General features: G+C 39.9%; 13 protein-coding genes and 3 pseudogenes. All 16 read right to left on the reverse strand.

Annotation, left to right across the window (positions count from 1 at the left end):
• Positions 1–90: 90 nt before the first annotated feature.
• Positions 91–1,428, reverse strand: a complete 1,338-nt coding sequence (locus EKB01_RS06420) for a HAMP domain-containing sensor histidine kinase (RefSeq protein WP_167266192.1) — start codon at positions 1,426–1,428, stop codon at positions 91–93.
• Positions 1,418–2,092 carry a two-component system response regulator CiaR gene (ciaR, locus tag EKB01_RS06425; protein ID WP_000590630.1) on the reverse strand — a complete coding sequence of 225 codons (675 nt, stop codon included), beginning with the start codon at positions 2,090–2,092 and terminating at the stop codon, positions 1,418–1,420. The genes EKB01_RS06420 and ciaR overlap by 11 nt, the downstream gene beginning before the upstream one ends.
• Before the next feature lie 109 nt (positions 2,093–2,201).
• Positions 2,202–4,748, reverse strand: a complete 2,547-nt coding sequence (locus tag EKB01_RS06430; protein ID WP_167266194.1) for a M1 family metallopeptidase — start codon at positions 4,746–4,748, stop codon at positions 2,202–2,204.
• A gap of 121 nt (positions 4,749–4,869) precedes the next feature.
• Positions 4,870–5,310: an ASCH domain-containing protein gene (locus EKB01_RS06435; RefSeq protein ID WP_084872927.1), complete on the reverse strand. Its 441-nt coding sequence runs from the start codon at positions 5,308–5,310 to the stop codon at positions 4,870–4,872.
• Positions 5,307–6,155: a putative PEP-binding protein gene (locus tag EKB01_RS06440; protein ID WP_109289920.1), complete on the reverse strand. Its 849-nt coding sequence runs from the start codon at positions 6,153–6,155 to the stop codon at positions 5,307–5,309. The genes EKB01_RS06435 and EKB01_RS06440 overlap by 4 nt, the downstream gene beginning before the upstream one ends.
• 43 nt (positions 6,156–6,198) lie before the next feature.
• A complete protein-coding gene (locus tag EKB01_RS06445) occupies positions 6,199–6,804 on the reverse strand; it encodes a DUF6707 family protein (protein WP_167266197.1) in 606 nt (201 codons plus the stop codon).
• A gap of 61 nt (positions 6,805–6,865) precedes the next feature.
• Positions 6,866–7,237, reverse strand: coding sequence for an Imm51 family immunity protein (locus EKB01_RS06450; RefSeq protein WP_200907759.1), 372 nt, complete (start codon positions 7,235–7,237; stop codon positions 6,866–6,868).
• Positions 7,238–7,652: 415 nt separating this feature from the next.
• Positions 7,653–8,075: an SMI1/KNR4 family protein gene (locus EKB01_RS06455; RefSeq protein ID WP_033584059.1), complete on the reverse strand. Its 423-nt coding sequence runs from the start codon at positions 8,073–8,075 to the stop codon at positions 7,653–7,655.
• A gap of 17 nt (positions 8,076–8,092) precedes the next feature.
• Positions 8,093–8,428 carry a hypothetical protein gene (locus tag EKB01_RS06460; RefSeq protein ID WP_000434269.1) on the reverse strand — a complete coding sequence of 112 codons (336 nt, stop codon included), beginning with the start codon at positions 8,426–8,428 and terminating at the stop codon, positions 8,093–8,095.
• A gap of 42 nt (positions 8,429–8,470) precedes the next feature.
• Complete coding sequence (locus EKB01_RS06465; protein WP_167266200.1) at positions 8,471–9,169, reverse strand: 3-oxoacyl-ACP reductase; 699 nt, start codon at positions 9,167–9,169, stop codon at positions 8,471–8,473.
• Entirely contained in the window at positions 9,162–9,398 is a 237-nt protein-coding gene (locus EKB01_RS06470; RefSeq protein WP_049479736.1) for a DUF2829 domain-containing protein, read from the reverse strand. Before EKB01_RS06470 ends, EKB01_RS06465 begins: the two co-directional genes overlap by 8 nt.
• A 113-nt stretch (positions 9,399–9,511) precedes the next feature.
• Positions 9,512–10,327 carry an EbhA gene (locus tag EKB01_RS06475; RefSeq protein ID WP_167266205.1) on the reverse strand — a complete coding sequence of 272 codons (816 nt, stop codon included), beginning with the start codon at positions 10,325–10,327 and terminating at the stop codon, positions 9,512–9,514.
• A gap of 113 nt (positions 10,328–10,440) precedes the next feature.
• Positions 10,441–11,475: pseudogene (locus EKB01_RS09355) on the reverse strand (DNA/RNA non-specific endonuclease).
• A gap of 167 nt (positions 11,476–11,642) precedes the next feature.
• Positions 11,643–13,454, reverse strand: a complete 1,812-nt coding sequence (locus EKB01_RS06485; RefSeq protein WP_347877300.1) for a glucosaminidase domain-containing protein — start codon at positions 13,452–13,454, stop codon at positions 11,643–11,645.
• 22 nt (positions 13,455–13,476) lie between these two features.
• A pseudogene (locus EKB01_RS09380) lies at positions 13,477–13,647 on the reverse strand (hypothetical protein); the annotation flags it as partial.
• A 14-nt stretch (positions 13,648–13,661) separates the two neighbouring features.
• Positions 13,662–13,895: pseudogene (locus tag EKB01_RS09385) on the reverse strand (endo-beta-N-acetylglucosaminidase); the annotation flags it as partial.
• Positions 13,896–13,996 lie beyond the last annotated feature (101 nt).

Below are 13,996 nucleotides of genomic sequence, written 5' to 3' on the forward strand. Positions count from 1 at the left end.
TATCTTCATAACTCAATTTCATAATAAAACACCCCAAAAGTTAGATTCTTTCTGTCTAACTTTTGGGGTGCAGTTCATATAACTGTCTTTTTATTTATTCTTACGTTTGGGAGGAGATTGGATAGCAATCTTAACTTCAAAAATCGTTCCTCTAGGCTTGTTATCTTTAACGGTAATCGTTCCTCGTAAGGCATCAACGATTTGCTTGGCCAAAGATAAACCTAGACCAAAACCGCCTTTCTGACGAGTTCTTGCCTTGTCTACACGATAAAAGCGGTCAAAGATTTTCTTCTTATCGGCAGCTGAAATCCCAATTCCGTTATCCGTTACGGATAGATAGAGGTGGCGATCCGTAGCATGGACCACAAACTCAATTTTCCCATCTTCTTCAGTATACTTAATGGCATTATCAAATAAGATGGTCATGAGCTGTTTTAGAAGCAACTGATCGGTCATAAAAGAACGATAAATCCGATTTTCATACTCAAAAATACGATCATTTTCAGAAGCAATCAACTCATAGTTGGCAAAGGTAGTCTTAAAAAACTGTGGTGATACTTCTGCTATTTCTGGTTTGATTCCATCATCTCGACGTGCAAGGTTGAGAAGATTGGTCGTAAGGAAACGCATGTTGCGAACTTCTTCAAGACTGGAAGCAATACTTTCACTGGATTCCATGATGGTTGCCTCTGGTTTTCGAAAAAGATTCTCTAAACGATTTTGTAAAACGGCCAGAGGCGTTCTCAGTTCGTGACTCGCATTTTCAACAAAGGACTTCTGCTTTTGCATGCTTTCCAGCAAGGGTTTGACACTGACACGTGCCAGGTAAACACTGGCAATTAAAGACAGGAGCCAGAAACTAGCCATGACTACAACAATTAAATGCTCGTGATTTTGGCTGATTTGCTCAAGCTGGCTGGTATTGATTAGAACCGCCGCATATTTGACATTACTTGATACGGTGGAAGAGTTGGTTTCCATCAAGACCATTCGATAGGTTTCTTCCTGACCGTAGCTATTGACAACTTGGATTTGCCGAATATGATTCAACTCTTTCTTGTCCAGCTTGATCTTGTCCAAGCCTAAAAAGCGATTACCCAGTAAGAGTTGGTTAAAATCCTTGTCAAAAAGCAAAACTTCCGTATTAGAGCTAACATTGGGCTTGATTTCAGCCTTGTTGGCATCCGCTGTTGCGGGTTGGATATCCTTGACTTCTTCGGTTGCCCGATTAAGGGCTAACTGGATAACCGCTTGGGGACTACTACTAAGAGCTTGGAGTTTTTCATCTACAGAGGTGTAGAGACTCGAATGCATGACCTGAAGGATAATCAAGGTCATAGCAGAGAAAATCAAGGTGAACACTCCAAAGTTTCGAATGAAATAGCTAAAATCATCCGCATACCATGTTTTTTTTAGTTTATTGAACATCTTTTAAAATATACCCGACACTACGCAAGGTTTGAAGATTCTCAGCAAAGGCTGTACCCTTCAGTTTCTTACGAACTTTTGAAACATAGACTTCTACAACGGAAATAGTCGTATCGCTATCAAATCCCCATAGGCGGTCAAAAATTTGCGTCTTGGGAAGAATGACATTTTGATTTTGAAGGAAGTAAACTAATAACTCAAACTCTTTTCCGAGTAGTTCTACAGGAGTATCTTCCACTTTTACTTCATTCGTTGAAAGGTTGACGACAATATCCCCATAGGTCAAGGTATTTTCGTTAAACTTGCCTGAACGTTTGAGAAGGGCTTGAATCCGCATTTTGAGTTCTTCTAGGTAGAAGGGTTTGGTGAGGTAGTCATCCGCTCCCAACTCAAAACCATGTCCCTTGTCATCCAAACTCTCTTTGGCAGTCATGATAAGGACTGGTGTTGTAATTCCTTTTTCACGCAATTCTTTCAAAACTTGGAAGCCATTTTTTTCAGGCAACATCAGGTCAAGCAGAATCAAGTCATAAACGCCACTTTCTGCTTCGTAGAGACCTTCTTCTCCATCAAAGACCTGCATGACATCTGCAAAATCATCTAAAAAGTCAAATACTGAGTTTGACAGGCCTAGATCATCTTCTACTAATAAGATTTTTATCATCAGAAACTCCTCCTTGTTACGATTATTATACCAAAATTGCCTTAAAAAAAACTCAACTCTCTCTTGTTTTCAGATAGAAAGTTGAGTTTTTATTTACATTTCGAACGAATTAAACTTTAGCATATTGGGCTACAACAGCTTCGACTGCTGCTTTCTCACGCTTAATCAAGTCAACACGCGCTGCGATATCCTTGATTCCCATACGGATGTTTCGGCTAAGAGCGAGGTCAGAAAGTTGCGGTTCAAAGAATTCCTTGTACTCTGCCAAGCGTTGCTCTGTCTTAAATACATGGGCAGGTAGGATAACAAAGCTATCAAAGCTCATATCCCCACCAAGAGCTGCCTTGATCCAATCCCAGTTTTCACGCGCCCATACCCAAACAGTTTCTTGAGTTGTTTGATGATCTAGGAACTGGTAATACCAAGCAGACAAGTCTTGTGGTTTCACAACAAACTTATCCTTCCATGAGCCAACCAAGGTTTGAATATTGTCAGCATCTGTACTGTAGGCTAGAGCAGCTGCCAACTGGCGTTTGAAGACAGCATCTGTGGCATGAGTGTAGAGGTCCAGATAAGTTGCGACCAAGTTCTTTGTCTCATGGTGTTTCATCTCATTTATGAGAACTTGTGCACGGATGGCTGCTGGAAGTCCTGCAAGGTTCTCCTTATGAGCTGCAAAGATTTGGCTAGCGACTTGACTAGCTTCTGCATCATTGGAGCGAATCATCATGGAAATGGTCAACTGACGAACCAATTCGTCCTCATCTGATTCTCCATCTTTGGCTTCAAAACCAAGACGGTCATAGTTGTGACGAGCCAATTTAGCAACCAGTGCTTTGAAGGCTGTTTCAGCATCCGTTCCTTCATCAATAAAGCGCTCAAGGGCTGAAATCACTTGAGAAATAGCTGAAACCACCAGGTAAGACTCTTCCTTAGCAAGTTTATCTAGGACTGGGAGCAAGTCAGCATAAGAAATGTGACCCGCTTCAGCAAGCAAACGACGTTCTTGAACGATTTGTAGTTTGCTTGTGTTATCAAGTGTTTCTAAGTCAGCAAGAACAGCTTCTAACAAGTCTCCTTGATAATCTGTAATGTAGTGGGCTGTATTTTCAGTGTTGAGACGAAGGGCTCCTTCGTTTTCAGCAAGAAGAGCAGCATAGCCAGGGATTTCGATACTTTCAGTTTCAAGTGTATCTGGTAGACCCTTCCAGTTGCTGTTGAGTGGGACAACCCAGAGGCGGTTCTTGTCTTCGTGCTCACCGATGAAGAATTGTTTTTGCGAAATCTTCAAGACATCATTTTCAACTTTGACAGTGAGAACTGGATAGCCAGGCTGTTCCAACCAAGAATCCATGAAAGCTGCGACATCACGTCCTGATGCTTGTCCGAGAGCATTCCAAAGGTCACGACCGATGGTATTGCTGTATTGGTGTTTTTCAAAGTAAGCATGCAAGCCTTTAGCGAAATCAGCATCACCGAGCCAACGGCGAAGCATGTGCATGAGACGGCTTCCTTTAGCATAGACGATAGCGCCATCAAAGAGCGTGTTGATTTCATCTGGGTGTTTAACTTCGACATGAACAGACTGAACACCATCAGTCGCATCGCGTTTAAGCGCAGCTGGAACACCACCTGTTTGGAAGTCTTCAAAGATATTCCAACTTGGCTCGATGGCATCCACACAGACGTATTCCATCATGTTAGCGAAGCTTTCATTGAGCCAGAGGTCATCCCACCATTTCATAGTAACGAGGTTTCCAAACCATTGGTGGGCCAACTCATGCGCTACAACTAGGGCAACTTGTTGACGGCTAGCAAAGGTTGAGTTCTCATCTACAACCAAGTAAACTTCACGGTAAGTCACAAGACCCCAGTTTTCCATAGCACCAGCTGAGAAGTCAGGAAGGGCGATGTGAAGTGATTGAGGGATTGGATACTTAACTCCATAGTAATCTTCGTAAAACTCGATCGAGCGAACGGCGATGTCTAGTGAGAAATCAAGGTTAGATAGTGGGTGGGCTTTCGTTGAGTAGACACCGACGAGGGTACCGTTTTTAGTTTTAGCCGTTACCCCTTGCAAATCACCAGCAACAAAGGCCAACAAGTAAGAAGACATGCGAGGTGTTGTCTCAAACTTCCAGATGCCTGTTTCCTTACGGTTTTCAACATCAATTTCTGGCATGTTTGACAAGGCAACTTCACCTTCTGCTTGGTCAAAACGTAGAGAAAGGTCAAAAGTTGCTTTGGCTTCAGGCTCATCCACACATGGGAAGGCTTCACGCGCAAAATGGCTTTCAAACTGAGTAGACAGGACCTCCTTCTTGACACCATCAACTGTGTAGTAAGAAGGGTAAATCCCTGTCATGTTGTCTGTGATTTTACCAGAAAAGTCAAGAACCACTTCAACTTTGCCAGCCTCAGCTAATTCGATATGAAGGGCTTCATTGTCATGGTCAACTGTAAACGGACGAGCTTGACCCGCAACTTCTACAGAAGCGATTTCCAAGTCTTTTTGGTGAAGGGAAATACGATCACTCTGTGCTTGACCAGTAATGGTCACCTTCCCAGAAAACGTCTTGGTCTCACGACTCAAGTCTAAAAATAAATCATAATGTTCAGGAACAAATTGGGTAATAAAATGTTCAACTGCTTGCATAGTTTTCTCCTATTCTAAGTTTAAGAGTTTTACTCTTCTTCAAACAAACTTATTATATCATGTTTTGCTTTAGAAAAAAGGATTGGACGGTAATTTCCAAAACTTTCTTCCTTCTGGCAGTCTACAGTGGGTAGACCTTACGAAATTCTTCCAAAACGACCTTGCTGTCAGGTGTAAAAGTCAGTCCAGCCTCCCTCATCCACTCGGTGAAAAAGTCCTCATGAACCTGGCGCCAATAGGCTAAAGATTTGTCTCCCTCACCTTCCTTGTAGGCATGGTCTGCAGAAACTTGATGAAAAGGCTGAACGGAAACCTTGGTAATTTCGACAATGCAGACAGCCTGATTTTGACTGTCTAAAATGACATCGAAGGTTCCTTCTTGTGGAAGAGGTTCGTCTTCTAGTGCGTAGAGGTCGTAGACTGAGGCGGTTGCTGTCTTTTCGCCTTTTAAAACCAAATCTGCCAAGAGATCTGCTTCCACTCCAAAAGCCCAGGCGTCTATCTCATCTCCGATAGAGGGGTTAATTTGCTTGTAAATATTCCACATTTCTTGCGGTGTCATAGATCACTCCTTTGTAATTTTTTACTTACTTCTTTTACACGTTTGAGGTGGTCTGGATGATCAATATCTAAATCAAAAATCTCTGGAATAGAACTATAGTGGATAATACACTTGATACCCATCTGATTCGTTTTTTGTATGAAAGAAGCATTCAGATAGCCTGCTACAGCAAAGTCAATCTTTTTCATCCTTGTTTTATCCTGCATATCTCTCAGCATATCTAACATTATTGGACTTTCCATATCATGCCATTGACTGTTTCTCACAGTCGAAAAAACAAAGGAAGTCAAATCATTCATTCCAACTACAATCTTTGAAATGCCAGTTTCCAGTATCCTGTCCAAGTCAAAATATGCTGACGGTAATTCAATCATTGTACCGACTTTTCCAGTAAAACCATGCTCACGCAATACTCTAATAGCTTGTTTTAATTGGTCGGCATCATTGACAAAAGGAAAAATAACAGACAGATTGGAATTGGTTTGATAAACTTCTGTAACGACATGTGCCTCAGCCTGAAATTCATTCGGACACGCCAGCAAACGCCTTATCCCTCTATATCCAAATAAGGGATGATTTTCATCAAAATACTCTTTAGTCCCCTCTAAACAATTAGCTTCTGTATTTGTTAACTCTGAAAAACGATACCAAACCTCTTCATCTGAGTACAAGGAGCAAATGGTATCTAGATAATCTTTTACAAATTGCTGACAACTTGCTAATAGGATGTTTTGATTAAGCTCTCTCAGTAAGTATTCCCCACGAATCATACCAACATGATGCAATAGTTGTGGGTAAACTTTTTCAACAATTTGCTCTCCACTAAGGGCTAGCTGGTTTTTCATAGCCATTCACCTCTTTCCATCCTTCAAATTTAGCCACACTTCCTCATCCCTTAAAAGGGAAAAGGCTAACAATACCTTGCTCCTTGATAAAGCTTTGTAATCTTTCGATTTGTTCTTCTATTTTAGACTGGATATCCGCCTCGTCCAGAGTTGATTCCGCACTAAACAACTGAAGTTTTAACAAGTCTGCTAAGTAAAGTAAGCGCCATTCAATTTCAGATGTAAAGGTCGAAGCTTGCTCGATTTTTGCAAGCTTTTGTTCCAAAGTATCACCATTCAAAAATCTCTGATGTACTCTCCTTCTTATTTTTCTAGTTGCTTCCTCCCCAGAATCTAGTGGACTTAAAAGGAGATTTTGATAGATGGACACCTGATTTTCCGTCTGCTTTTCCATATAGGCCAACAAGACTATCGAACTCTCAACAAAGGTCCAACTATTATAATCTCCTTCAAAGGGAATTTGTAGCAAAATATCTAACAACTTTTTAGCTAGTTCTTTTTGACCATGTAGATAGAGTAAATAAGCAAGGTGATTAAGAGACTCAAGATAGGAACAGTTGGTCTTCTTGTACTTTTTTAATATTTTTTCTACATAGGGTTTTAAATCAGAATGATTTTCCACTAGCTCAAATACTTCTATCAGCTTCATCTTAACTCCTTTGTGTCTTTTCCCTAGTCAAATATCTAGTAGTTAAAGCTTTTCTAATCAGCTAATCTAACTCTGCTCGACTAAACAAGTCTATCATAGACTCAGAATCGTCGCAAAACTCCTTAAAACCTAAAGCAAATGTTGCTAAGGCATCAATATTGGAAGAATAGGCACAAAACATACTTCCTTCTGGATCAAAGTCAATAGATTCGCTTAATTCAGGCATTTTTTCCTCTAAAAATATCAAAGCAAGAGATGCCCAATCGTATCCATTTCCTTCGAATCCCTCATCTTCCCGAGTGTCGAATACTTCCTGTCTGTATTCTCCATCAGGATAATAAATGAGCGACCCTCGAACACTTTGTCTCTCTTCATCATGGACTAAAAATTTAAAAGGTGAAATTTTTTTATTTACCATTTTGTAATCTATCATTTCTTGACTCCTTACTGTATTCGCTTATGTTTAATAGAACTATGCAAATCCAGCTTAGTTACTAGGCAAAGGGAATAAAAGTATCATGTTGATTATAATAAATTAAGGCATCGACCAAGTATTCAGGGCTTGCGTCTGGCTTTTCATCCAATGCACTAGAAGGACATCTATCAGATGCTCACCATAATATACCAGATTAAGATTTCTCTCTACTACTTCCCACAGGGTAGACATCTTTATCATCAACTACAACTGGATAATCCGACACCAAAATAAAGGCTATCGAAAGCCAAATTCCCTTCATCATTGTCATAGAGGCAAAAGTCATCTTGAGTACATTGTTCTAACTTAACTTGCTCTAAAATATCTGCTAGTGAAAAGAATTGGTGTTTACGTATGATTGCTCCTTTTATTTCTACTCACCTTCCACAAAACTAGTCAGAAAAGCCTCAAATGAAAGCCATTGACCAAAAATCTCAGCTCTTTCTTCTAAAACATAGTAGTAAACCTTGCCATAATCTTCTTCCCTTAGAGACAGAGCATAGTTTCCAGACCCAGGATCATAGGCAAAATGAAGGAGGTCTTTAGCCTGAAATCCAGCAGGAACAACCTCATCGTCAAACCAGTTGAGGGCCTTCTCCATCTCCTCTAATGAATAAAAAGCATTGAAAGGAAAGAGATGTTTGTCATCATGAACACCAGACACACAAGATTGACCACCATTGTACTTGAGATAAAAGTTTAACATGGCTTCCGGCAATTTCTTTCCAAGGTTCTCCTCAAATTGTAAAAGGTCTTCTCTTGTAATTGGTTCATTCGCATCTGTTGCTCTCAGCATAATTATCCCTCCGGTTTTTACAATCTTTCTTCTAAGACCTTGTCAATAAAGTCATAGACAGTTGCAGCAACTTTTTGCATTTCTAAAGAGCCCAAAGCACCCAAATCATTTTCATAAATGCAATCATCAGCATTTTTCTTGATAAAGTAGGCCAAATCTCCCTCTTGACCAATCATAAAGAAGTCTGGTTCATCTACTTCTATCTGATAGGTCTCATTACGCTCTAAGAGATCCTCCTTAGCATATAAACAGATACCTGAGTCACCAATCTCATAAGGATCCACTTCGTCCCATTCCAATAAAAACTGATGGTAGAAACTTGGAAACTCAAATCCAAATATATCTTGTTCCATCTTTAACCTCCAATAGTGAACAATGCAAACTGTACCAAAGCATCACTTCAAACTCCAACCACCATCAATGGTCAGAATTTGTCCTTGCATGGCAGATGCGTGACCGCTAGCTAAAAAGAGACTGACTTCTGCAATTTCACTTGGCTCAATCCAGCGCTTGATTGGCGTTTCACTAGCCACCCAGTCAGCCAACCCACCTGGCTCAAAGTCCGCAGCGGTCATAGCTGTCTTGACCGCTCCCGGAGCGATACCAAAGACCTGAATCCCAGCTTCTGCATAGTCTAGAGCCAACTGCTTGGTAAAGCCAGCTAAGGCATGCTTAGACGAGGTATAGGCGTGACCACCTCCACCAGCTAGGCTCGAAGCAATCGAACACATATTGATAATGATTCCCTTTTTACTTTCCAGCATTTGTGTCAAATAATGTCGTGTCATCTCAACTGGAGTCACATAGTTGATTTCAAAAATCTCTTGAATTTCCTGCGCAGACTGTTCCAAAAGGGGTTTGTAATCATCCAAAACTCCTGCAGTATTGCACAAAACATCCACATAAGGACACCAGTCAAAAATTGGCTCCAAGTCCAAGGTCAAATCTCTCTGTAAAAAGTAGAAATCACCCTCTAAGAGTGGATTTTCACCTTGATCAACTCCATAAACTTGATAACCCTTCTCTAAAAAGAGTCGAGCTTGAGCCAGACCAATCCCTGAACTTACTCCCGTAATCAATACACGTCTAGTCATGCACTTCTACCCAATCCGTCGCCAAAACATCACAAGGTGTCGGGCTCCACATGGAAAAACCTTCCCCTTCTCCAGACACATTGATTAGGAAATAAGGCGTCACTTCAAGTGCAATCCCATTTTGCTCGATAGTGTCAAAGAGTTGGACATAGTTTTCAGCCCCTCCCCAGCCAGTTCGTACATATTTTTTCTTAGCCTTTAATCCAGGCAAGATTTCTTCAAAAGTCATGTTGTTCTCCTTTAATGCTACATTCTTCATTTAATTATAACAAAAAACCGTTTTCCAACGGCTTTTTGACTGTATCTTAGTGCAATAAAACAAATAGCTATCCAATTTTTTTATTATTTCAGTTCAATTAATTTATTGTAGATTTTCTCAGTCAGTTCTTTCTGTTGCGTTCCTGTTAAATAGTGTGAAGTACGAATTAAAACAGTTCCATAAACATAGTGGGATCCCGGATTTAAAGCAGTTCCATCAAAAGCACTAATATAAGTATTGCGCTTTTCTGCATCTTCTTTTGTCTTATAAACCTCTATATTTCCACCAGCATCATTACCTTTTTGAACAATATCTGAGCCTTCTACAGATTCATTCACTTGCTTGTCAACAAAATATACAGACGCTGTATACCCACCTTGTTTATTTAATTTTTTATTAGGGTCATTATCCTCCGTAACAGATTGTACTCCAGTAATTGATTCAATTTCTTTGAGTCTTTCTTCAATAAAAGAACTTGAAGGATTTGTAATTTGTTTTAATTGAAGAATGCTATTTTGATAGTGAGTCAATTTTTCAGACAAATTCTTTTTTGTTTCACTATAATCTAATGGTTGACTTAATTCTTCAATTTGCTTCTCAATTTGCTCAGTTTGTTTTTCAATATCTGGTATTTTACGAAGTGAATCTTTACTATCCTTTATAGTTGATTTCAATTCTTCCAATGTCTTAGAATCAAGAGGTTCTTCATCATTATCAACAACCTTTTCAGCCTCAGCTATTTGATCTTCAACTTCTTCATTTTTTTCATTTAAATCCTTTACTACATCTTCAAACTCAGTTACAGCAGCTTGATGTGGCGCATAGGATAAGAAATAGTACCCCAGACCAGAAATTCCTATGATGAGACACATTGACAATATCGTTATTTTTTTCTTCATTTCAATCTCCAAAAAGTATTTAATATCTTCACAATTTTACTATAATACACCAAAACAAGCAACAAAAAACCGTTTTCCAACGGCTTTTTGACTGTGTATCTACTAAATTCTTCTTACCACTGCAATCCGGCTTCTCTGATTTCTTTCTTAGAAGCAAATTTACCATTTGGTCTGTGCCATCTCCCTTTTCTATCTCTAAAGTAGCCACCTGAATTTGTTGATGGCGAGTTTGATTCCTGGCTTTCTTCCTTTTCTTGTGCGGCTTGGCGAGCTTTTTCCTGTTCTTCTTCTTTTGCTTTCTTTTCAGCTGCTTCTTTTTCTTCAGCCTCTTTCTCGGCTTTTTCCTCAGCTTCCTTCTTAGCCTTTTCTTTTTCTTCTTTTATCTTTGCATCTTCAACTGTATTTTTAGCCGTACCATCCAAGTAATTGATTTCCGCATTAGCTGAAACATTGTCTAGAATAACATGTGTCACAGAATACTGATCAACCTTTTCCTTACTACCACCCAACTTGATCTCCAAGAGTTTGCCGTTTTCATCAATTCCCACATACTGCAATTCAATTTGTCTCGGAATCAATTCATCTTTCTGATAGATTGGGGTCACCTTGTAGTCAAGATAGTAGTTCGGATGGTTGGCCAACCAAGAGTCCAATCGATTTTCATAGTAAAGCATGCTACTTTGGTTTTGATCATCTGTTCCAGAATAATTTCCAGCATTGAGCCAGTTAGTCATTGGAACCAGATTCCTCTTTTCATCGTTTAATCAACTAAACTGGTACCCGATCAGATGGCCTCGACTCATCAACCAAGCTTCTTTTTTACCATCACCATAAAAGAATTTATAATTGTGCCATCCAACTGGATCATAAGTCAACTTGGACTCTCTCTTCTCAGTTGGCTCATCGCTGTCCTTAAGTTGAATATGAGCACCCGTTGCGCGTGATTTAGAATCTAATTCTCCAAGTTCTAGTTGCTTCTCATTTTTAAAAGGCAAGAGTCCAGCTTCTTTAAACAACTTCTCATCAAACTTGATTTGCTTCTGTTCAATTTTTTCTTCTGGGGCCTTTGATTCTGCCTTATGTCCAGAACAAGCAACTAGGGTTGTGATTGAAAGCAAGGCAATTGAGAAGGATAGTAGCTTTTTCATAAAAATCTCCTTTTTATATAGTAATTAGATTAATATCTCCTCTTACATTTTACTATCATTTTGTTAATTGTTCAAGAGTAAAAAGTCTGTTATTATACTATTTATCCTCCAATGTCCAAAACAAAAACGATAACCACTTTTCAGTAGTTACCGTTGATTTCTTTTGATCAGTCTTTCCCACCAAGTTTGCTGTTGATAGTCATCATGATGCTGGCTATCTTCTCACCCCAGTATGGATCAGAAGCATAGCGAACATTCATCCCGGTTGCTTTATTTCCAAGGTGGTCTCTGCCGTAGTCAATGTAATTCTCACGGATCCACTTGGCTGCTCCAAGGATTCCTTTATCCACATTATCAAAACTCTTGGCTGAGAGATATGGGCTAGTATCATAAGCAGCAATACCAAAGAAGTTGTTCTTATCTCTGGCAATTTGACTGCGACCCCAAGCACTTTCAAGGGCACTATGTGCCATCAAGTAAAGGGCATTGACACCGTAGCGTTCCTCAGCTTCTTTGAAAGTCGCTCCTTTACCCGCAAGAGGACTATCCTGCAAGTTCATCATCGAATACAGTTTATCCAATTCAGCTGCACTATAATTACTTGGTTCTCTCAAGTTTTTATAGAGGAAAGGATTTTTAATGGTAAAGCCGTCAAAATGCTCACCATCAGTTGAGTAGTACTTCTTACCAATAACCATAGCAGATGTGTGTGGAGCTACTTTGATACTCGTGTAAGGAGAGAGTTCATGGTAGAGGAATTTCCCATCACTAGTATAATGAGGGATAAACTCGCTTCCTTCATCCACTGCTGTCAAATCACTTTGATTCATATAGCCAGACAAGCCAGAAATCGAAACTGCAAGTCGGCCACCTTTTCGCGTCGAGCTATCCAGTGAAACGATGCTTCCTTGGTTAATGTAACTTAAGATTTCTCCAGATGCACTATAGACATAGGCTGTGATTGGTTTAACTTTGTAATATTTGGTTTTATCCGCAACATGCCATTTACCTGAGGCATCCAAAGTATGACCATCTACAGTCTCGTTTTTTGCCATGTAACCGCCTGATTTAAGGTAGTACCATGATTGATCGGATGAATCATAGATTAATTCTTTCTCAGCCATCTTCCCATTTGACTTGAGGTAGAACCAATTGTTCTTGTACCATACCCACTCACTCGCAGCCATATAACCGCCAGATTTGAGATAGTAATAACCATTATCCCAGAGCCATTCTTTATTGGCATAATTTCCATCAGAGTTAATATAGAACCAAGAGTTATAATTCTTGTCAAAGAGCCACCCTTTGCCAGCTTTTGCTCCACTACTCGTCACATAACTGCGGTCAATCCAAGTTTCCGTAGAGAGGTAGCCGCCTGATTTGAAATGGTAATCCTTGCCTTTGATGGTTTGCCAACCTTTTTCAGCATAGGTTCCGTCAGCTTTCAAGTAAAACCAAGAGTTATAATTCTTGTCAAAGAGCCATTCCGATTTCAATTTAGCTCCACTTTTAGCAACATAGAAGCGGTCAATCCAGCGCTCGGTAGAAAGATAGCCGCCTGATTTGAAATGGTAATCTTTTTCTTTAATCGTTTCCCAGCCTTTTTCGGCATAGGTTCCGTCAGCTTTCAAGTAAAACCAAGAATCGTAATTCTTATCAAAGAGCCATTCGGATTTCAGTTTGGCTCCACTCTTTGCAACATAGAAGTGGCCAATCCAGCGCTCGGTAGAAAGATAGCCTCCAAATTTGAAATGGTAGTCCTTTCCGTCTATGGTTCGCCAGCCATTTTCAGCATAGGTACCATCTTGTTGAATGTAGAACCAACTGCTATAGTTGTCATCATAAATCCAACCTTGTTTGACCTTATTACCATTTTCTGACAAATAGTTCTTACCAAGCCAAGTACTTTTCAGCATTTTACCTTGAGAATTAACGTAGTATTGGTTCCCACCTTGAGTGACCCACTCATCTTTGGCCATTTTCCCATCTTCTTTAAGGTAATATTTTTCCTGTCCTTGAGTAATCCACTCGTTTTTAGCTCTCTGACCATCAGCCTTAAGGTAAAGCCAGCTCTGTCCTTCTTGGTCAAAAAGCCACTGGTCCTTGGCCTTGGCACCATTAGCATTGACATAATATTGGTTGACCCAAGTATTTGTAGCCAAGATTCCATTAGCATCAAAATAGTAGTCCTTACCAGCAACAGTCAACCAGCCGTTTTCTGCACGTTGTCCATCAGCCTTAAGATAAAACCAATTCTGATACGTTTGGTCAAAGATCCATTGGTTGGTTACTGGTTTTCCATCAGCTTTGAGGTAGGTCTTTCCTTGCCAAGTTCCCTCTTCTGCTTTTGCTGTCTCCACTACAGTAAAAAAACACCCCAATAAACCAGCACTTACTAGGGCCACTTTCCATCGTTTCATTTAAATACTCCAATAACGTTTTCTAAACCCTATTGTAACATAGTTAACCGACGGAAATATTACAAATTGATGAAGATTCTATTTCTTGTTGACAATAAGGA

The organism is Streptococcus sp. CCUG 71758 (genome assembly GCF_011714815.1).
GTDB lineage: Bacteria > Bacillota > Bacilli > Lactobacillales > Streptococcaceae > Streptococcus > Streptococcus halitosis.